Annotated in this window: 17 protein-coding genes; 8 read left to right on the plus strand and 9 right to left on the minus strand. The window is 58.2% G+C overall.

All coding sequences use genetic code 11. The features are described from left to right. Positions 1-62 precede the first annotated feature (62 nt). Both algB and AC07O1_RS03290 read left to right on the plus strand, forming a co-directional pair. Positions 63-1,409 carry a sigma-54-dependent response regulator transcription factor AlgB gene (gene algB, locus AC07O1_RS03285; RefSeq protein WP_495087902.1) on the plus strand — a complete coding sequence of 449 codons (1,347 nt, stop codon included), beginning with the start codon at positions 63-65 and terminating at the stop codon, positions 1,407-1,409. 10 nt (positions 1,410-1,419) lie between these two features. Next, positions 1,420-3,213: an ATP-binding protein gene (locus AC07O1_RS03290; RefSeq protein ID WP_495087903.1), complete on the plus strand. Its 1,794-nt coding sequence runs from the start codon at positions 1,420-1,422 to the stop codon at positions 3,211-3,213. Positions 3,214-3,228: 15 nt separating this feature from the next. Here AC07O1_RS03290 and AC07O1_RS03295 read toward each other — a convergent pair whose 3' ends face one another. From AC07O1_RS03295 to AC07O1_RS03325, 7 genes are all read right to left on the minus strand, one after another. Next, on the minus strand, positions 3,229-4,848 hold the full coding sequence (locus AC07O1_RS03295) for an EAL domain-containing protein (RefSeq protein WP_495088184.1): 1,620 nt from the start codon (positions 4,846-4,848) through the stop codon (positions 3,229-3,231). A 75-nt stretch (positions 4,849-4,923) separates the two neighbouring features. Next, entirely contained in the window at positions 4,924-5,703 is a 780-nt protein-coding gene (locus AC07O1_RS03300) for an N-acetylmuramoyl-L-alanine amidase (RefSeq protein ID WP_494991142.1), read from the minus strand. A 103-nt stretch (positions 5,704-5,806) separates the two neighbouring features. Continuing rightward, entirely contained in the window at positions 5,807-7,945 is a 2,139-nt protein-coding gene (locus AC07O1_RS03305) for a GGDEF domain-containing protein (protein WP_495087904.1), read from the minus strand. Continuing rightward, positions 7,942-8,820, minus strand: coding sequence for an endonuclease/exonuclease/phosphatase family protein (locus tag AC07O1_RS03310; RefSeq protein WP_495087905.1), 879 nt, complete (start codon positions 8,818-8,820; stop codon positions 7,942-7,944). Before AC07O1_RS03310 ends, AC07O1_RS03305 begins: the two co-directional genes overlap by 4 nt. Before the next feature lie 12 nt (positions 8,821-8,832). Further along, complete coding sequence (locus AC07O1_RS03315; RefSeq protein ID WP_495087906.1) at positions 8,833-9,462, minus strand: thiol:disulfide interchange protein DsbA/DsbL; 630 nt, start codon at positions 9,460-9,462, stop codon at positions 8,833-8,835. Between the two features lie 197 nt (positions 9,463-9,659). Then, complete coding sequence (locus AC07O1_RS03320; protein WP_495087907.1) at positions 9,660-10,265, minus strand: c-type cytochrome; 606 nt, start codon at positions 10,263-10,265, stop codon at positions 9,660-9,662. A 46-nt stretch (positions 10,266-10,311) separates the two neighbouring features. Then, positions 10,312-10,602 (minus strand): c-type cytochrome, encoded by a 291-nt coding sequence (locus AC07O1_RS03325; RefSeq protein WP_495087908.1) that lies wholly within the window; start codon positions 10,600-10,602, stop codon positions 10,312-10,314. Positions 10,603-10,792: 190 nt separating this feature from the next. Between AC07O1_RS03325 and yihA the strand changes: the two genes are divergently transcribed. Continuing rightward, positions 10,793-11,431, plus strand: coding sequence for a ribosome biogenesis GTP-binding protein YihA/YsxC (gene yihA, locus AC07O1_RS03330; RefSeq protein ID WP_495087909.1), 639 nt, complete (start codon positions 10,793-10,795; stop codon positions 11,429-11,431). A 291-nt stretch (positions 11,432-11,722) separates the two neighbouring features. Here yihA and polA read toward each other — a convergent pair whose 3' ends face one another. Continuing rightward, positions 11,723-14,491 carry a DNA polymerase I gene (gene polA, locus AC07O1_RS03335; protein WP_495087910.1) on the minus strand — a complete coding sequence of 923 codons (2,769 nt, stop codon included), beginning with the start codon at positions 14,489-14,491 and terminating at the stop codon, positions 11,723-11,725. Between the two features lie 74 nt (positions 14,492-14,565). Here polA and AC07O1_RS03340 point away from each other — a divergent pair, with 74 nt between their 5' ends. Both AC07O1_RS03340 and AC07O1_RS03345 read left to right on the plus strand, forming a co-directional pair. Then, on the plus strand, positions 14,566-14,856 hold the full coding sequence (locus AC07O1_RS03340) for a DUF2782 domain-containing protein (RefSeq protein WP_489073875.1): 291 nt from the start codon (positions 14,566-14,568) through the stop codon (positions 14,854-14,856). A 60-nt stretch (positions 14,857-14,916) separates the two neighbouring features. Continuing rightward, positions 14,917-15,867, plus strand: coding sequence for a homoserine kinase (locus tag AC07O1_RS03345; protein ID WP_495087911.1), 951 nt, complete (start codon positions 14,917-14,919; stop codon positions 15,865-15,867). Between the two features lie 67 nt (positions 15,868-15,934). On the opposite strand, the gene AC07O1_RS03350 is transcribed toward AC07O1_RS03345, so the two are convergent. Continuing rightward, entirely contained in the window at positions 15,935-16,864 is a 930-nt protein-coding gene (locus tag AC07O1_RS03350) for a zinc ABC transporter substrate-binding protein (RefSeq protein WP_495087912.1), read from the minus strand. 57 nt (positions 16,865-16,921) lie between these two features. Between AC07O1_RS03350 and zur the strand changes: the two genes are divergently transcribed. The 3 genes from zur to znuB are packed head-to-tail and all read left to right on the plus strand — an operon-like array spanning position 16,922 to position 18,970. Then, positions 16,922-17,404, plus strand: coding sequence for a zinc uptake transcriptional repressor Zur (gene zur / locus AC07O1_RS03355; RefSeq protein WP_495087913.1), 483 nt, complete (start codon positions 16,922-16,924; stop codon positions 17,402-17,404). Beyond that, positions 17,404-18,189, plus strand: coding sequence for a zinc ABC transporter ATP-binding protein ZnuC (gene znuC, locus AC07O1_RS03360; RefSeq protein ID WP_494991131.1), 786 nt, complete (start codon positions 17,404-17,406; stop codon positions 18,187-18,189). The genes zur and znuC overlap by 1 nt, the downstream gene beginning before the upstream one ends. Beyond that, positions 18,182-18,970 (plus strand): zinc ABC transporter permease subunit ZnuB, encoded by a 789-nt coding sequence (znuB, locus tag AC07O1_RS03365; RefSeq protein ID WP_494991130.1) that lies wholly within the window; start codon positions 18,182-18,184, stop codon positions 18,968-18,970. Before znuC ends, znuB begins: the two co-directional genes overlap by 8 nt. The last annotated feature ends 21 nt before the right edge of the window (positions 18,971-18,991 follow it).

Genomic DNA, 18,991 nt, shown 5'->3' on the forward strand with positions numbered 1-18,991 from the left:
CCATGCAACTTGCCCGATTTTTCCGGGACTAAATAAGATGACTCACTAATGGAGCGTGGGAAATGGAATCAGCCACGGAACATCAAGGCCGTATTCTTCTGGTAGATGATGAGTCCGCCATCCTGCGCACCTTCCGTTTCTGCCTGGAAGACGAAGGCTATACCGTAGCCACTGCCAACAGCGCAGCCCAAGCCGACGCCTTATTACAACGTCAGGTGTTTGACCTGTGTTTCCTCGACCTGCGGTTGGGTGAAGACAATGGCCTCGATGTGCTCGCGCAGATGCGCATTCAAGCACCGTGGATGCGTGTGGTGATCGTCACCGCCCACTCGGCGGTGGATACCGCAGTCGATGCGATCCAGGCCGGTGCCGCGGATTACCTGGTCAAGCCCTGCAGCCCGGACCAATTGCGCCTTGCCACTGCCAAGCAACTGGAAATGCGCCAGCTCTCGGCGCGCCTGGAAGCGCTCGAAGGGGAAATACGCAAATCCAGGGACGGCCTGGACTCTCACAGCCCGGCGATGAAAGTGGTACTGGAAACCGCACGCCAGGTCGCCGGTACCGATGCCAACATTCTGATTCTTGGCGAATCCGGCACCGGTAAAGGCGAGCTGGCCCAAGCCATTCATGGCTGGAGCAAACGCGCGAAGAAATCCTGCGTCACCATCAACTGTCCGTCGCTGAGCGCCGAGCTGATAGAAAGCGAGATGTTCGGCCACAGCCGCGGGGCTTTTACCGGGGCCAGCGAAAGCACCCTCGGACGGGTCAACCAGGCCGATGGCGGGACACTGTTCCTCGACGAAATTGGCGACTTCCCGCTGACCTTGCAACCCAAACTGTTGCGATTTATTCAGGACAAGGAATACGAACGCGTCGGCGACCCGGTGACCCGTCGCGCGGACGTGCGCATCCTCGCCGCGACCAACCTCAATCTCGAAGACATGGTCCGTGACGGACGTTTTCGTGAGGACCTTCTATACCGGCTCAATGTCATCACCTTGCACCTGCCGCCGCTGCGTGAGCGCAGTGAAGACATTCTGACCCTGGCGGATCGCTTTCTGGCCCGCTTCGTCAAGGAATACGCGCGCCCGGCGCGCGGCTTCAGCGATGAAGCGCGCGAAGCACTGCTCAACTATCGCTGGCCGGGCAACATCCGCGAACTACGCAATGTGGTCGAGCGCGCGAGCATAATTTGCCCTCAGGAACGGGTAGAAATCAGCCATCTGGGCATGGCCGAACAAGCGACCAGCAACGCTCCGCGGATCGGTGCGGCGTTAAGCCTGGACGAGTTGGAGAAAGCCCATATCGGCGCAGTGCTGGCCACTAGCGACACCCTTGATCAAGCCGCCAAAACCCTCGGCATCGATGCTTCGACGCTGTACCGAAAACGCAAACAGTACAATCTATGAGCGGCGCCCCATGAAGCTCGCGATGAAACTGCATACTCGGCTGTTTCTGAGTATCTCGGCGCTGATCACCGTTGCCCTGCTTGGGCTTCTGCTCGGGCTCATGGGCATCATACAGATGGCCAGTACCCAGGATTCGCTGATCCACAACGACTTCATCACCCTTGATCTGGGACTCAAACTGCGACAGACCCTGGACGACCAGTTGATCATCATGCTCAACGAAAAACCTGACCTGGCGGCATTGGAGGCATCCAGGCAACATTACTTCGAGCTGCTCGATCAAGGCATCCAGCACGAGCAAAGCACCGGTGGCCAGCACACCGGCTTCAGCCAGGCCCGAGCTGACTACCTGAAATTTCTCGAAGCATTCGGCCACTCTCGGGATCTCTCGGGCAGCCTGACCGGCAACCATAACCTGACCGAAAAATTCAATGTGCTGCGCAACGGCCTGATCACCGAACACAAACTGACACTGGATAGCATCAATGAAGCCCAGTACCAGACTCGCGAGCGCGCACTATTGATCTCAGGATTGCTCGGGCTGGTGGGATTGGCGATCTTGATCATCGGATTCATTACTGCCCACGGCATTGCCCGACGCTTCGGTGCCCCTATCGAGGCGTTAGCCAAGGCTGCGGACAATATCGGTCAAGGGAATTTCGAGGTGACGCTGCCCATATCGGCGGTGGCGGAAATGAACCTGTTGACCCGCCGTTTCGGGATCATGGCCGAAGCCCTGCGTCAGCATCAGGCCACCAACGTCGATGAGTTACTCGCCGGCCAGCAACGCTTGCAAGCGGTACTCGACAGCATCGATGACGGCTTGCTGATGATCGACCGCCAGGGCCGTCTGGAACATCTCAACCCAGTAGCGCAACGGCAATTGGGCTGGGACAAAGATCGTCTGGGTCAGGGATTGGGCACCGCCCTTGAACGCGCGGAGCTCGATGAGCAACTGCAGCTGATCCTGCGTGGCGGCAGTCTGGAACGGGCGCCTGAGGACTTGAGTATCGAGGTTGATGGCGAATCGCGGCTGCTGACCTACAGCCTGACACCGGTCAGCCACAACACCCACGGGCACATTCTTGGCGCGGTCATGGTGCTGCATGACGTCACCGAACAGCGGGCCTTCGAACGGGTCCGAAGTGAATTCGTGTTACGTGCCTCACATGAGCTGCGCACACCGGTCACCGGTATGCACATGGCCTTTGGCTTACTTCAGGAACGCGTGCATTTTGCTGATGACTCTCGCGAAGCCGACCTGCTAAACACCGTCAACGAAGAAATGCAGCGTTTGATGCAACTGATCAACGACCTGCTGAACTTCTCACGTTATCAGAACGGCCTGCAAAAGCTCACCCTTGTGCCCTGCGCCATCGATGAACTGCTCGAACACGCTCAAGCTCGCTTCGCAGAGCAAGCCCACGAGCAAGACATCGAGTTGTTGGTGGAGGTTCAAACACAGCTACCCAGGCTACAAGTCGACCACCCACAGCTGGAACGGGTGCTGGATAACCTGATTGCCAATGCGCTACGCCATACCGCGCGGCACGGCCAGGTCCGCTTACAAGCACGCCGACATGGTGAGCGAGTGATTATCAGCGTCGAGGACAACGGCGAAGGCATCGCTTACGGCCAACAGGGGCGGATTTTCGAACCCTTCGTTCAGGTCGGTCGCAAGAAGGGTGGCGCAGGCCTGGGCCTGGCGTTGTGCAAGGAAATCGTGCAATTGCACGGCGGAAGGATGGGCGTCTACTCACGGCCGGGGCAGGGCTCGCAGTTCTACATGGCGCTTCCTTTGTAGGCGCGCGGCGCACAATCAGGCTTCATCATCCAGTCGCCGCGCAGTCATCCGGCGACCGCGGGTGATCAACTCAATGAACTGCACAGCGCTCAGGGCATGGGCAAACAGCCAACCCTGCCCGTAATTCACACCCTCACTACTCAACAGCGAGGCCTGTGCTTCATATTCGATCCCTTCGGCAATCACCTTGAGTTGCAAGGCATGCGCCATGCGAATGATATGCGGCGCCACTCCGCTGCTGGCAGCATCGTGCCCCAAGGCATCGATAAAAGCTTTATCGATTTTCAAACAGTCCACAGGCAGGGTTTGCAGATACGCAAGGCTGCAATAGCCCGTGCCGAAATCATCGATCAGCACTTGATGCCCGGCATCGCGCAAGGCCTGCAGGTTGTCCCGCGCGACGACCACGTCGATCAGGCCACGCTCGGTAACCTCAAAGGCAATCTGTCGCGCTGCGACCCGATGCATGGCCAATAAACGGGCCATAACCTGCCCGATGCGCGGAACCATCACATCGCAGGCCGCCAGATTGACCGAGATGTAGAGATGCGGATTGGCGCGTAACAGCTGGCCTAACTGCTCAAGCAAACGCTGCAGCACGAAATCGGTGATCTGTCGGATTTGCCCGGTATTTTCCGCCATGGGGATAAACAGATCCGGGCTGGTCAATGTGCCGTCTGGCCGACGCCAACGCAGCAGTGCTTCGGCGCCGACACATTGACGACTGCTGAGCTCGAAAATCGGCTGGTACAAGACCTGCAACTCGTTACGACGCAGAGCGCCCTGTAACTCGCCACCCAATGACTGACGCTGGCGAGCCAACTGTAAGACCAGCCACCCGATAAAAATCGCTAATAGAAGACTTATCGGTAACAACCAGCGCCATGCCGTAGTCATTTCCACTTGCAAACTTGTACGCGGGGTCATGAGTACAAGCTGGTACTCCGGGTTGTTGGTCGGCATTCGGTAAATCAGTTGGTCTTGCGTGACCTGAAGGGCGTCACGACTCACTGGAGGCCAGGGCTGGATCGGTGGCCAGGGTTGAGCCGCGCCCAGTACCGGGATCGCTCTGGTGCCATGGTCGAGCACCACCAGCAAGCTGCTGCCCGGGTGCAGGTCGACCATATCGGTCAAATGACCTCGGGAGGTCGCCACACGAAAGTTGCCCCGTCCGAGCATCAATGCTGCACGGTTTTCATTAGGTTCTGTCGAGGTATTCAACCAGTAACTGTAGGTCGGCCCCTTGATGTCTGGAGGCCCTGGGGAAGAAAGGGTGTCCTGGCGCGGCCGGTTTGAGCAGGACTGAGTGGCATCGATATAAGCCGCTTCATAAACGAATCGGTAACTGAAGCTGACCTTTTGCAATGTCGCGACCATTTCAGCATTGCATCCACGCAATGGTTGGGCTTCCAGCTCATCGAGACCTTCACGCAATTGGCCGAACAGTTGCTCAAGACGCTCAAGAAAACGCTCGCCCTGAGCATTCATCTGCTCGCTTTCGCGTTGTTGCACCTGATGCAGCGCCACGCCCAGACTGCCCAGCAGTAACAACGCCGCGCTGAGCACAGCCGCCAGCATCGCCAGAAACCACGGGCGATGAAACCAACTATGTAGCGTCTCGCCAGCGGCCGGCATCATTGAATATCCAAAGGATTACCAATGAGTTATAGCAACTGATTGAGAACTCGCCCGGACCGTCGGGCGGCGTCATTATTTTGTCTGGTTCAAGACCTGCAGAATTGCTGCACTTTCCGCGTCTGGCATACCGTCGAAGCGTGACGGTCGATAATGCATCTGGAACGCCGCCAGTACATGACGGGTCGCGACATCCAGTTGGCCGGTTTGCGGTGTGGTATAGCCCAGGCGAGCCAGCTCTTCCTGAAACCAGGTGATGCTCGGTAGTTCAGCCGCAAACAACGCTTGCTGGCGTGCCACGGCCTGAGCGTTCGGCCAGATCACCAGCCCCTCGTCAGCCAGACGCTTCCAGGGGAACAACGGGCCAGGGTCGAGTTTACGCAATGGAGCGATATCGCTATGCCCGATGATATGGCGCGGGTCGATGTTGTTGCGCTTGCTGATGTCCTTGAGCAGAACGATCAACGCCTGGACCTGACCCTCGGTATACGGATACCAGACGCGGCCAGTCGGTGTCTCGCGGTAGCCCGGATTGACGATTTCGATGCCGATGGAGCTGGAGTTCAACCAGGTCCGGCCTTGCCATTCACTTTCCCCGGCATGCCAGGCCCGCAGGTTTTCATCAACCAACTTATAGATAGTCGGCGGATTGTTGTCGCCAATCAGGTAATGACTGCTGACGTCGCCATGGGTCAACAGTGCCAGCGAGCGTTCCAGAGAAGCGTTGGTGTAATGCACCACCACGAACTGAACACGGTTATCGTAATTGACCGAAGGATGACGGGTGTCGAGTCGAGGCCCGCTGGCGCAGCCGGCCAACACAAGAAGCGACAGGACGAGAGAGTAAAATTTCATGGCAGTGTGCAGTACGCTGAAGACAGTAATGCAACAGTGTAACGTATTGCCCTCTGGATGGACCGGCAAAAGCCCGAGATTAAACAAAATGGAACAATCGGGATCAGCCCAGTTCCACCCTGTTACGCCCGGCATCTTTGGCGCGGTAAAGCGCCTGATCGGCCCTTTTAAGCACCATTTCGCTGCGCTCACCCGGTTTGAATGCCGTCATGCCCATGGAGACGGTTATCGTTACCCGCTCACCTTTGAAGTGAAACGGGCAAGCCTCAATGGCTGCCCGCAGCGTTTCGGCAAGTTTTGAACCCACCGGCAATGAGGTATTGGGAGCCAACAGGACAAATTCTTCACCACCAAATCGGGCGATGAAGTCCGAGCCGCGCAGACGCTTGCGCAGGACGCCGGCAATGATTTTCAAAACCTTGTCACCAGCCAGATGGCCATAGTTATCGTTGATTCGCTTGAAGTGGTCCAGATCGAGCATTGCCAACAGAAGTGTGTTGCCATTCTGCTGCCATTGAGCAACTTCGTGATCCAGTCGCTCACCCCAAGCAGCTCGGTTGGGCAGGCCGGTCAACGGATCAATCAGCGCCTTCTGCCGTTGCTCCTCAAGGTGCTCGCGATAGCCCTGAGCCTCTTGCTCCATGCTTGCCACGCGTTCGGCCAGTCCTTGCAGACGCCCGGCGACCTCTTGCTCACGCTGATCGCGTTGCTTGCGGTGCTGATCCATGGTGCCGAGCAAACCCTCAAGGTGGTTCTCCAACACATGCTTGAGGCTGTCCAGGTCTGCCGCATCTTGAACGCGGCTCTGCAAGCCATCGACCTGTTCGCGGATCTGGGTATCCATTTCTCGCGCAGCTGAACGGCTGTCCGCATGACCGTCGCTGGCCGCCTGCAGATTGCTTTGAAATGACTCGAGCCGCTCGTTGAGCTGCTTGAGGTAAACCTCAAACTCATGTTGTCCACTGTTGGTGATCGCCAGCATCAAGACGGCCAAATCGTCGAGGATTGGTAGCAATTCGTACCAGTTCAGACCGTTTTGCAGTCGATCACGCATGGCCTCGGCTTGCGGTCGGTGGCGCTCGGGCAGGGACAAGTCGTCGAGCAGACCCAGCAGCGTGTCTTCTATGTGCCTGGCCACCGAGCTGTAAGAAGGTTCTGGTGAATCAGGCAAGGCGTAGTGGACATCCTGCTCAGGCTGCTCTGGATCAAAGGCCACCGACGCCTGCGCCATAGCTGACGGCAAAGGCAGGCTGTCGAGGAGGGAAGGTGTTTCGTGTCTGGTTTCCGAGGGCGCAGGGGATATCAGTTCGTCAGGATTGATATCAACCTGAGCGAGTGAGTCTTCGGGGCTGGCAGTCAGAGTCGGTTGCGGTGCAGCGACGAGTTCTTCGACTCCTGACAGTTGAGGAGCCCTCAGCCCTTCTGACTCCAGCACTGGAGGGATAAAAGCCTGCACTTCGATGTGTGGTTTTTTATCAGCCAGCTCTGGATTCGAAACCGACTCGACCACTGAAACCACGGATTCCGGCATTTCTACGGCCGGCAACGGCACTTCCTGCGTGATCGCCACAACGCTTGGAGTGACAGGAACAGGCTGGAAATAGTCACGAACAGGCTCAAGCGTCGTCTCGACGGCCTGCATCTGAATCTGTTCAGCGGGATTCGAACCTGGTAACGCCACCAAGCAAGCATTAGCCTGCGGCACAACGTCCGCGGTTTCCCGCCCACCAAACAGACGTTGCAACAAGCCGGGGCGATTCGGCTCTTCAGGGTTCTCCAGCAAGCTCAGCGCCCGGCCTTGCAAGCCGCTCAGCTCACCAAGCAGCAAGGGGATTTCACGGGCCTGGCTGACACGCCCATCCAGTTGCCGGGCAAAGTTCTTGAGCGGCCGACTCACTTCTCGCGGCAGCGGCAAGGCTTGTAATTGAGTGACCAGAGCAGTCAGCGCTGCTCCCATTTGATCAACGCGCGTTTCCCGGCGCTGCTCGGAATCGAGCACGGCTTTTTCCAGGCGTGGCAGCAACGCTGCCAAAGCCGCGTCCATATCGTCCGTGCGAATAGCCTCACGCATTTCCTTCATACACTGGTCAACGGCCCGGTCAGTGCCCTCCGCCGCCAGCGTGCTGCGAACCAACCCTCGGCGAAGCAAATCAAGGCGGGCATCCCATCGGCGCTCGAGCTTCTCTTGCTGCTCGATGCTCTTGAGGTACTTTTCTTTCCAGCGCTGCGCTTCGTCGCTCATTCAAGGGATCCGCGAGGGACAAGACTCAATGCGGGCAATGCGCCAGCCGTAAGCGAACCCGGCAGCCGAATCTCTACCGCGACCGGCAAGTGATCGGAAATGGGTTGAGCCAGCACCTCGACCCGTTCAAGGGTCAGGCTCGGGCTGAGCAGAATGTGATCGAGGCATCGTTGCGGGCGCCAACTGGGAAACGTCGCCTCAAGCTGTGGCGCGAGCAGACCCAGATCGCGCAATGGGGAACTTTGCAGCAAGTCGCCGGCATGGGTATTCATATCACCCATCAGCACCTGGTGTTTGTACCCAGCAATCAATTCGCGAATATAGGCCAGCTGTCGGGTTCGGGTACGGGCACCCAGCGCCAGATGCATCATCACCACCACCAACGCTTCCGGTCCCTCGCCGAAGCGCACCAGAATCGCACCACGGCCCTTCGGACCCGGCAATGGATGATCTTCGATAACCCACGGACGCAAGCGGCTGAGCACACCATTGCTGTGCTGCCCCAAGCGACCGAGATTGCGATTGAGCTGTTGATACCAGTAAGGAAAGGCGCCGAGTTGGGCCAGGTGCTCGACCTGGTTGACGTAGCCCGACCGCAGGCTGCCGCCATCGGCTTCCTGCAAGGCGACCAGATCGAAATCGCCCAGCAGATTGCCGATCTTTTGCAGATTGTCTGCTCGCCCGGTGTGCGGCAACAGATGCTGCCAGCCACGGGTCAGATAATGCCGATAACGCTCGGTGCTGATACCAACCTGAATATTGAAACTGAGCAAACGCAGACGACTGTCTGCGGGCAAGCCCGTCGACTCCAGATGATGCGCGTTGACCTGCGGGTCATGCAGGCCAACGACACGCTCAGTACCCCAGCGGCGCATGGTGGGCGCCGCTTACTTAGCGGCGCGCTCCTTGGAGATCAACTGGTCAGCCACGCTCAAGGCGCCTTCAGGGCCACCGGCAGTGCCGAGGTCGAAGCGGTACTTGCCGTTGACGACCATGGTCGGTACACCGGAGATCTGATAGGCCTGAGCCTTCTTCTTGGCATCTTCAACCTTGCCTTTAACGGCGAAGGAATTGTAGGTGCTCAGGAATTTATCCTTGTCGACGCCTTCGGTCGCCAGGAACTCGGCCATTTCTTCTGGAGTCGCGAGTTTCTTGCCACCGTGGATCGCTTCGAAGACCGCTTTGTGAACCTTGTGCTCCACGCCCATGGCTTCCAGGGTAATGAACAACTGGCCGTGAACGTTCCAGATACCGCCGAACATGGCCGGGATACGTACGAAGTTCACATCGGCAGGGAGCTTTTCAACCCAGGGATTGATGGCTGGCTCGAACGCGTAGCAATGCGGGCAGCCGTACCAGAACAGCTCCACTACTTCGATCTTGCCAGGTACAGCAACCGGAACGGCGCTGCTCAATTCGACATATTGTTTACCAGCTTCAAGCGGCTCGGCAGCTTGGGCGGTTATGCCAAACAGACTGGCTGTGACGAATGCGGCGCTGAGAATCAGATTACGCATGCTTTACTCCTGACAAATAAGGTCGCCTCATGCGACCTGCACTCAGACAGGCCCAGTCGGGCTTGATTTCTAGTGTAACGGCAGCAGCCACAAAAAAGGGCGGCCAAAGCCACCCTTTTTATGCTTGCATCAATGGATTAATAGAGCGTTAACGTCGCAAAAGATGCAAGTCATGCACAACGTCAATTGATCCACCCTTAGTGCAGGCCTTGAATATAGCTGGACACTGCTTCGATGTCCTTGTTGCTCAATTTGGACGCGATGCTTTGCATGATCTTCGTATCACCGTCGTTGGTACGGTTACCTTCACGGAAATCGGTCAGTTGCTTGGCGATGTATTGAGCGTGCTGGCCACCCAGGTGCGGGAAAGCAGCAGCGACGTTGCCTGCACCGTTAGGCGAGTGGCAACCGGTGCACGAAGGCATGCCCTGGTCCAGCTTGCCGCCACGGAACAACTCTTCACCGTGAGCCACGACTTTCGGGTCTGCTGCGCCGACGCTGCCCTTCTGGCTGGCGAAGTAGGCCGAGAGATCAGCCAGATCCTGATCGCTCAGGTTGGTCAGCAGGCCGGTCATCTCCAGAACGGTGCGCTTGCCGGACTTGATGTCGTGCAATTGCTTGTTCAGGTAGCGTTCGCCCTGACCCGCCAGTTTTGGAAAGTTGGGCGCCATGCTATTGCCATCCGGGCCATGACAGGCGCCACATACTGCGGCTTTCGCCTGACCAGCAGTCGCATCGCCTGCAGCATGGGCAATGCCGGAGATCCCCAGGGTCAACAGCAGACTCACGATCAATTTGTTCATCAGCTAATCCAACTACGGCTAAGGGTTAAAGAGTTATGGACCGGGATCACTCGCTCATCCAGTGGATGATTGCCTGGTAATCCTCGGCACTGCAGTCCATGCACAAACCACGCGGCGGCATCGCCTTGAAACCCTGGGTCACGTGTTGCACCAGCGTCTCCATACCTTGCGCCAATCTTGGCTTCCAGGCTTCCAGATCACCCTTTACAGGCGCCGTTGGCAGTTGGCCGGAATGACAGGCTCCACAAACACGGTTGTACACAGCTTCCGGATCCTGTGTAGCCTGCGCACTGTAAAGCGGCATCAAGGCACCGGCAGCTAGCAGCCATTTCGTCATAAAACGACCTTTCAGGGTTGAGAGCGAGCTGCGTTCTAGTGCGCAATGTCGGTCAATCGCTCCCGTGAACTTCATCCTACGCCGGGACAAAGCGCACACAAAATCTGCGGCATTATATACTGGCGTTACTGAAACGGAAACGACACTGCTCGCCGCGTCCATTCTCGGCACCGCCCACATCGGAAATCCCATGCAACTCAAGAACCCCATTCTCGGTCTGTGCCAACAGTCCACCTTCATGCTCAGCGCGGCCAAAGTTGACCAATGTCCCGACGACGAAGGCTTTGAAGTGGCCTTCGCGGGGCGTTCCAACGCCGGCAAGTCCAGCGCTCTGAACACCCTGACTCACGCCAGCCTGGCCCGAACCTCGAAGACTCCGGGTCGCACACAGCTGCTGAACTTCTTCAAGCTAGACGATGATCGCCGTTTGGTCGACCTGCCAGGTTACGGCTACGCCAAAGTGCCAATCCCGCTGAAACTTCACTGGCAGCGCCACCTGGAAGCGTATCTGGGCGGTCGCCAGAGTTTGAAAGGTTTGATTTTGATGATGGACATCCGTCATCCAATGACTGACTTCGACCTGCTGATGCTCGATTGGGCCGTAGCCAGCGGCATGCCGATGCACATCCTGCTGACCAAGGCCGACAAACTGACCTACGGGGCAGCGAAAAACACCTTGCTCAAAGTGCAGGCGGACATCCGCAAAGGCTGGGGCGATACCATCACCATCCAGCTGTTCTCCGCACCGAAACGCCTTGGTCTGGAAGATGCCTACACTGTACTGGCGGGCTGGATGGAACTGGCCGATAAAGGCGCAGAGGCTACGTAATAAGGAATTTCAGGCAAAAAAAACCCCGGACTTCGTATGGGGAGGAGAAGTTCGGGGTTCAAATTCCGGACCGCTAGGGCGGGGTCCAGATATCTGCCAACACTTAACACAACATAGGAGCATCGAAGGGCTTCACCAGCCATTCAGTAAATCTGAGTGGCGGTTCGCGGATTTAGTTCCGGACAGGTTCAAAAACTATTGGTAATAACCGGCCCGGTTTTCCGAACCAATAGCCCTTAGCCAGCCTTTGCCGCGGCACGATGCCGCAGCAAAAGGCATCCTCAAGACAGGTTAATGAGCCTCGTCCCAGTTATTTCCGACACCTACTTCGACCAAAAGCGGCACATCGAGCGACGCAGCACCACTCATATGGACGCGAATTTCATCGCGAACCCGGTCCACCAGGTCCTCGCGAACTTCAAGCACCAGTTCGTCGTGTACCTGCAGGATGACTTTGGCGTCCAGACCTGAAGACGTCAGCCAGTTATCCACCGCGACCATGGCTTTCTTGATGATGTCAGCCGCCGTGCCCTGCATAGGCGCGTTGATTGCCGTACGCTCGGCGCCTTTGCGCAAGGCCGGGTTTTTTGCGTTGATGTCAGGCAGGTAGAGGCGACGACCGAAGATGGTTTCAACGAAACCTTGCTCTGCAGCCTGGGCGCGAGTGCGCTCCATGTACTCAAGCACGCCCGGGTAACGAGCAAAATAGCGGTCGATATAGGCTTGTGATTGCTTGCGGTCGACACCGATCTGCTTGGCCAGGCCGAACGCGCTCATGCCATAAATCAGACCGAAGTTGATGGCCTTGGCACTGCGGCGCTGATCGGTGGTGACCTCTGCCAGCTCAACGCCGAACACCTCGGCAGCGGTCGCCTTGTGCACGTCCAGATTGTGACGGAAGGCGTACAACAAACCTTCATCCTTGGCCAGGTGCGCCATGATCCGCAGTTCGATTTGCGAATAGTCGGCCGCTAGCAGTTTGTAGCCCTTAGGCGCGACAAATGCCTGACGAATCCGCCGACCTTCAGCAGTACGGATCGGAATGTTCTGCAGGTTCGGATCGCTGGAAGACAAACGCCCGGTCGCCGCCACCGCTTGATGGTAGGAGGTGTGAATCCGCCCGGTACGCGGGTTGATCTGCTCAGGCAAGCGGTCTGTGTAGGTGCTTTTCAACTTGCTCATGGAGCGGTACTGCATCAGCACCTTGGGCAGCGGGAAGTCCTGCTCGGCCAGTTCCGCCAGCACAGCTTCGGCCGTCGAGGCCTGGCCTTTGGCAGTTTTGCTGAGAATCGGTAAGCCGAGTTTCTCATACAGAATCACGCCCAATTGCTTGGGCGAACCGAGGTTGAATTCTTCACCGGCAATGGCAAAGGCTTCGCGTTCAAGAGCGACCAGCTTGTCGCCCAGTTCGACACTCTGAATACCTAGCAGATTGGCATCGACCAACGCCCCCTGACGTTCGATCCGCGCCAGGACTGGTACCAGCGGCATCTCGATTTCGCTCAGCACGTTACAAAGACTCGGGATGGCCGTGAGTTTCTCCTGCAGGGCCTGATGCAAACGCAAGGTCACGTCCGCGTCTTCGGCCGCATAGGGTCCGGCCAGCTCCAGAGAAATCTGGTCGAAGGTCAGTTGCTTGGCGCCTTTGCCAGCGATGTCCTGGAAGCTGGTGGTGGTGTAGTCCAGGTACTTGAGCGCCAGGCTGTCCATGTCGTGGCGCGTCGCCGTCGAATCCAGTACATAGGATTCAAGCATGGTATCGAAGGCAATGCCTTGCACCGAAATGCCACAGGCTTGATCACCACCGATGGCGCAGTTGGCCAGAATGTTCATGTCGAACTTGGCGTGCTGGCCGACCTTGAGTTTGCTCGGGTCTTCCAGTAACGGTTTCAAGGCTCGCAGGACGGTGTCGCGATCCAGTTGCTCGGGCACCCCCATATAAGAGTGAGTGAGCGGGATGTAGGCCGCTTCATTGGCTTGTACGGCGAAAGACAGGCCCACCAGTTGCGCTTGCTGCGCGTCGACGCCGGTGGTTTCGGTATCAAAGGCAATCAAGCTGGCGTTGTTAAGCTTTTTCAGCCAGACATCGAATCGCGCCTGGTCGAGGATGGTTTCGTACTTTACCTCAGCGTCGACTGCGACCTCCTCCACAGCTTCGACGATTTCCTGCCCCGTGCGCTTGGCCTCGCGCTGCAATTCTTCGAACCAGCTTTTGAATTCGAGCAAGGTGTAGAGCTCGGCGAGCTTTTCGCGATCAGGCTCACCGAGATGCAGGTCGTCGAGCCCGATATCCAGCGGCACGTCGACCTTGATGGTCGCCAGTTGATAGGAGAGGAAGGCCATCTCCTTGTGCTCTTCAAGCTTGGCCGGCAGGGTCTTGGCACCGCGAATCGGCAGGGTCGGCACGATATCGAGTTGCGCGTACAACTCGACCAGACCGCCATTTACGCCCACCAGCAAACCGGAAGCGGTCTTTGGCCCAATGCCCGGAACACCGGGGATGTTGTCGGACGAATCGCCCATCAGCGCCAGATAATCGATGATCTGTTCGGGAGCGACGCCAAACTTCTCTTTCACGCCAGCCACATCCATCGCGCTACCGGTCATTGTATTGACCAAGGTAATGTGCCCGTCGACCAGTTGTGCCATGTCCTTGTCGCCCGTGGAGATCACCACCGGGCGGTCGGCTGCTGCGCTGCTACGGGCCAGCGTGCCGATCACATCGTCGGCCTCTACGCCTTCTACGCACAGCAACGGAAAGCCCAATGCGATCACACTCGCATGCAACGGCTCGATCTGTACCCGCATGTCATCGGGCATGCTCGGACGGTTGGCCTTGTACTCGGCGTACATGTCATCGCGAAATGTCCCGCCCTTGGCGTCGAAAACCACCGCGAACGGGCTGTCAGGGTACTGCTTGCGCAGACTCTTGAGCATGTTCAGTACACCCTTGACCGCGCCGGTCGGCAGGCCTTTGGATGTGGTCAGCGGTGGCAGCGCATGAAAGGCGCGGTACAGGTAAGAAGAACCGTCCACCAGGACGAGGGGGGCTTGGCTCATGAGCAGGATCAACCTTTTCGGCGGGTCCGGCGCTAGAATAGCGGGACCGTTGACGACAAAGGGACAAGGTTATCATGCGCACACTAAATCGCTTGTTGCTGGCTGGCTTCTTTGCCATGACTCCCCTGGCCGTCATGGCAGCTGATGATGCACCGACTCCAGAACCGCAAGTCACCATCCACACCGAAGGTGACAAAACCATTCAGGAATACCGTCAGAACGGCTTCCTGTATGCGATCAAAGTCACACCGAAGGGCGGCAAACCGTACTTTCTGGTGCGCGCGGACGGAACAGAAGCAAACTTCATCCGATCGGATCAGCCGGATATGCTGATTCCGTCGTGGGAAATTTTTACGTGGAAGTAGTTTCTTAACTTTAATCGGCGCTGGCTCAATCGCGGCGCCCGAACTGAGCAGTTTTTAACCATGTCTGTGTTTACCCCCCTGGCTCGGCCCGAGCTGGAAACCTTTCTCGCCCCTTATGGGCTCGGCCGCCTGCTTGATTTTCAGGGGATTGCCGCAGGTAGCGAAAACACCAATTTCTTCATCAGTCTGGAGCAGGGCGAGTTTGTCCTGACCCTGGTGGAGCGCGGTCCGGTCCAGGAAATGCCGTTCTTCATCGAACTGCTGGACGTGCTGCATGACGCTGATCTGCCGGTGCCTTACGCCCTGCGTACTACCGACGGCATCGCATTGCGCGAACTCGCCGGTAAACCGGCGTTGCTGCAACCGCGACTGGCTGGCAAACACATCAAAGAGGCTAACGCGCAGCACTGCGCACAGGTCGGAGACCTGCTCGCTCATCTGCACCTGGCCACCCAAGGCAAAGTACTGGAGCGCAAGACCGATCGTGGCCTGGACTGGATGCTGGCCGAAGGTGCGCAGTTGATGCCGAACCTGAACCCCGAGCAAAGCAGCCTGCTGCAGGGTGCTCTGGACGAGATCGCTCAGCAAAAGGCGAAAATCCTGGCGCTGCCACGGGCCAACATCCACGCCGATTTGTTCCGCGATAACGCGATGTTCGAAGGCACGCACCTGACCGGGCTGATCGACTTCTACAACGCCTGTTCAGGACCGATGCTCTACGACGTGGCAATCGCCTTGAATGACTGGTGTTCGGATGAAGCCGGGGTGATCGACGGACCACGTGCGCGGGCCTTGCTGGGTGCTTATGCGACGTTGCGTCCGTTCACCGCGGCTGAAGCCGAGCTGTGGCCAACGATGTTGCGGGTGGCCTGCGTGCGCTTCTGGTTGTCACGGCTGATCGCCGCCGAGTCGTTTGCCGGACAGGACGTGTTGATTCACGATCCGATGGAGTTTCAGCAGCGCTTGGCGCAACGTCAGAAGGTCAGTACGCCATTGCCGTTCGCCATTTGAACGCATCGCGGGCAAGAGCCAGGCACCTGGCTCCTGCCTGCGAAAAGGGTTACCACAACATCCCTGCTTACAACTGCTCCAGACAGCCTGCCAAGTCATTCCCCAGCTTTTCCAGCACCTGCTCATAACCCTGGGCAGTGGCCGGTGTATAACCGCCCAATGCATCCAGTTCCGCCAGTTTCACCGGTAAACCGGCTACCAGGGTTTCCGCCAGCCGTGGACGCAGCGGAGGCTCACTGAATACGCAGGTCTTGCCAACTTCCTGCAAGCGCTTGCGCATCGCTGCCACGTGCTGTGCACCCGGTTGCACTTCGGCCGCGACGCTAAACACCCCGGTATGCTTGAGACCGTAGGCATCTTCGAAGTAATCGAACGCTTCGTGGAAGACAAAGTAAGGCTTGCCTTCAATGCCGGCCAATCGGGCTTTCAGACGTGTGTCCAAGACATCGAGGCGCTCATTGAAAGCCTTGAGGTTGCTCTGATAGCGAGTGGTATTGTCCGGGTCGGCCGCACTCAGATCCGCAGCCATTTTCGCCGCAATCACCCGGGCATTGACCGGCGACAGCCAGAGGTGCGCGTCAAGACTACCGGGTCGATGATCGTGATCATGCTCATTGGCCTCTTCCGCATGGGAGTGGCTATCCTCGGCAAAGCGGCGCAACTTCAGGCCCGGCAAGTCCTGAACGGCGATAGACGGCAGGCTGCGGCCCTTGAGTACGCGCGGAAGGAAGCCTTCCATGTCCGGGCCGATCCAGTAGAGCAAATCCACCGACTGTACCCGCCGTACGTCGGAAGGGCGCAGGGCAAAGTTATGCGGGGAGGCGCCCGGCGGCAGCAATACCTCGGGCACACCGACGCCGTCCTGCACTGCCGCGGCGATCAGCTGCAAGGGTTTGATGCTGGTCAGTACTTTCACTTCGGCGTGAGCAGGGCTGATCACGAACAAACTGGCAGCAAAAGCGACATAAATGGCAAAAAGTCGGGACACGATGACCACTCGGAGAGGCGAGAACGGGTAACATAATAACGTCTCTCACAATTATCGTCGCCGCTCATGCCTAAAACACCGCTGGCCAGCCGTCCCCATGACCATTCTCATTGCGTGCACAGCGCGCTGTCGGAAGCCGATGCCCTGTGTGCCCGTCAAGGTTTGCGCCTGACCGCACTGCGTCGGCGCGTCCTGGAACTGGTCTGGCAGAGCCACAAACCCCTTGGCGCCTACGACATCCTCGCCGTGCTCAGCGAACAGGATGGTCGCCGCGCCGCGCCGCCGACCGTTTACCGGGCGCTGGATTTCTTGCTGGAAAACGGTCTGGTGCATCGCATTTCGTCCCTCAACGCCTTCGTTGGCTGCAATCACCCGGAACACACTCACCAGGGCCAGTTCCTGATTTGCCGTGAATGCCACGCTGCCATCGAACTCGAACAAAAAACCATCAGCGACGCGATCATCACCAGCGCTCGCGATGTCGGTTTTATGGTCGAAGCGCAAACCGTTGAAGTGGTCGGCCTCTGCTCCGGTTGCCAGGGGGCTTGATGAGCACTGCATTGATCCGCCTCGAGCAGGTAGCAGTGACTTTTGCCGGGCAAACCGTGCTGGACAACATCCAGCTCAGCGTCGAGCCAGGGCAGATCGTCACCCTGATCGGCCCCAACGGCGCCGGCAAGACTACCCTGGTGCGTGCCGTACTGGGTCTGCTCAAGCCGGACAGCGGCAGTGTCTGGCGCAAGCCGAAACTGCGAATCGGTTATATGCCGCAGAAGCTGCACGTCGACCCAACTTTACCGCTGTCCGTGCTGCGTTTTTTGCGTCTGGTGCCAGGCGTGGATCGCTCGCGAGCCTTGGCCGCGCTCAAAGAAGTCGGTGCCGAACAAGTAATCGACAGCCCGGTGCAGAGCGTCTCCGGCGGAGAGATGCAGCGCGTGCTGCTGGCCCGTGCATTGTTGCGCGAACCGCAACTGCTGGTGCTTGATGAGCCAGTGCAAGGCGTCGATGTCGCCGGCCAGGCCGAGCTGTACAGTCTGATCACACGCCTGCGCGACCGCCACGGTTGCGGGGTGCTGATGGTTTCCCATGATTTGCATTTGGTCATGAGCACCACCGACCAGGTGGTCTGCCTGAATCGCCATGTCTGCTGCTCCGGGCATCCCGAGCATGTCAGTGGCGATCCAGCGTTCGTCGAGCTATTTGGCAAGAACGCGCAAAGCCTGGCGATCTATCACCACCATCACGATCACGCCCATGACCTGCATGGTGCTGTGGTCAGCGAGGCCCCCACGGCCCACGCCCATGTTCACGGAGATAGCTGCAAGCATGGCTGATTTTCTGTTTTACGCTCTGCTGGCAGGCCTGGCCCTGGCGTTGGTAGCAGGTCCGTTGGGCTCGTTCGTGGTCTGGCGGCGCATGGCCTATTTCGGCGATACCCTTTCCCATGCGGCCTTGCTCGGCGTTGCCCTCGGCTTTCTGCTGGATGTCAGCCCGACGGTGGCAGTCACCGTGGGCTGCCTGTCGCTGGCGGTGTTGCTGGTGACCTTGCAGCAGCGTCAGCCTCTGGCTTCCGACACATTGTTAGGGATTCTCGCACCGAGCACCCTGTCTCTGGGCCTGGTGGTACTAAGCTTCATGCATGAAGTGCGGATCGACCTGATGGCCTATCTGTTCGGCGACCTGCTGGCGATCAGCCCGACTGACCTGGCCTGGATTCTCGGCGGCAGCGCGGCGGTGTTGGTGTTGCTGGTGACGTTGTGGCGACCACTGCTGGCGATCACTGTGCATGAGGAGCTGGCCACGGTCGAAGGCCTGCCGGTGGCGGCGTTGCGTCTGACCTTGATGCTGTTGATTGCCGTGGTGATCGCGGTCGCGATGAAAATCGTCGGTGTATTGCTGATTACTTCGTTGCTGATCATTCCCGCTGCCGCGGCTCAACGTCATGCTCGATCACCGGAGCAGATGGCCCTTGGCGCGAGCCTGCTGGGAATGCTTGCGGTGTGTGGCGGCCTGGCCTTGTCCTGGCTCAAGGATACCCCGGCCGGCCCGTCGATTGTGGTCACAGCTGCCGCGCTGTTTCTGCTGAGTTTTGTCCTGCCCCGCAGAGGGGTGTAGACTTGCTCGTTTTTTGCGCAT

The organism is Pseudomonas sp. GW821-FHT07G10 (assembly GCF_059418545.1).

Coding starts and splice junctions, on each gene's coding strand:
- znuB (WP_494991130.1), top strand. CDS start 18,182: ATGGCTGATTTTCTGTTTTACGCTCTGCTGGCAGGCCTGGCCCTGGCG.
- AC07O1_RS03300 (WP_494991142.1), bottom strand. CDS start 5,703: ATGAAATTTTACTCTCTCGTCCTGTCGCTTCTTGTGTTGGCCGGCTGC.
- AC07O1_RS03295 (WP_495088184.1), bottom strand. CDS start 4,848: ATGCCGGCCGCTGGCGAGACGCTACATAGTTGGTTTCATCGCCCGTGG.
- yihA (WP_495087909.1), top strand. CDS start 10,793: ATGCAACTCAAGAACCCCATTCTCGGTCTGTGCCAACAGTCCACCTTC.
- AC07O1_RS03315 (WP_495087906.1), bottom strand. CDS start 9,462: ATGCGTAATCTGATTCTCAGCGCCGCATTCGTCACAGCCAGTCTGTTT.
- AC07O1_RS03310 (WP_495087905.1), bottom strand. CDS start 8,820: ATGCGCCGCTGGGGTACTGAGCGTGTCGTTGGCCTGCATGACCCGCAG.
- zur (WP_495087913.1), top strand. CDS start 16,922: ATGCCTAAAACACCGCTGGCCAGCCGTCCCCATGACCATTCTCATTGC.
- algB (WP_495087902.1), top strand. CDS start 63: ATGGAATCAGCCACGGAACATCAAGGCCGTATTCTTCTGGTAGATGAT.
- polA (WP_495087910.1), bottom strand. CDS start 14,491: ATGAGCCAAGCCCCCCTCGTCCTGGTGGACGGTTCTTCTTACCTGTAC.
- AC07O1_RS03290 (WP_495087903.1), top strand. CDS start 1,420: ATGAAGCTCGCGATGAAACTGCATACTCGGCTGTTTCTGAGTATCTCG.
- AC07O1_RS03345 (WP_495087911.1), top strand. CDS start 14,917: ATGTCTGTGTTTACCCCCCTGGCTCGGCCCGAGCTGGAAACCTTTCTC.
- AC07O1_RS03325 (WP_495087908.1), bottom strand. CDS start 10,602: ATGACGAAATGGCTGCTAGCTGCCGGTGCCTTGATGCCGCTTTACAGT.
- AC07O1_RS03305 (WP_495087904.1), bottom strand. CDS start 7,945: ATGAGCGACGAAGCGCAGCGCTGGAAAGAAAAGTACCTCAAGAGCATC.
- znuC (WP_494991131.1), top strand. CDS start 17,404: ATGAGCACTGCATTGATCCGCCTCGAGCAGGTAGCAGTGACTTTTGCC.
- AC07O1_RS03340 (WP_489073875.1), top strand. CDS start 14,566: ATGCGCACACTAAATCGCTTGTTGCTGGCTGGCTTCTTTGCCATGACT.
- AC07O1_RS03320 (WP_495087907.1), bottom strand. CDS start 10,265: ATGAACAAATTGATCGTGAGTCTGCTGTTGACCCTGGGGATCTCCGGC.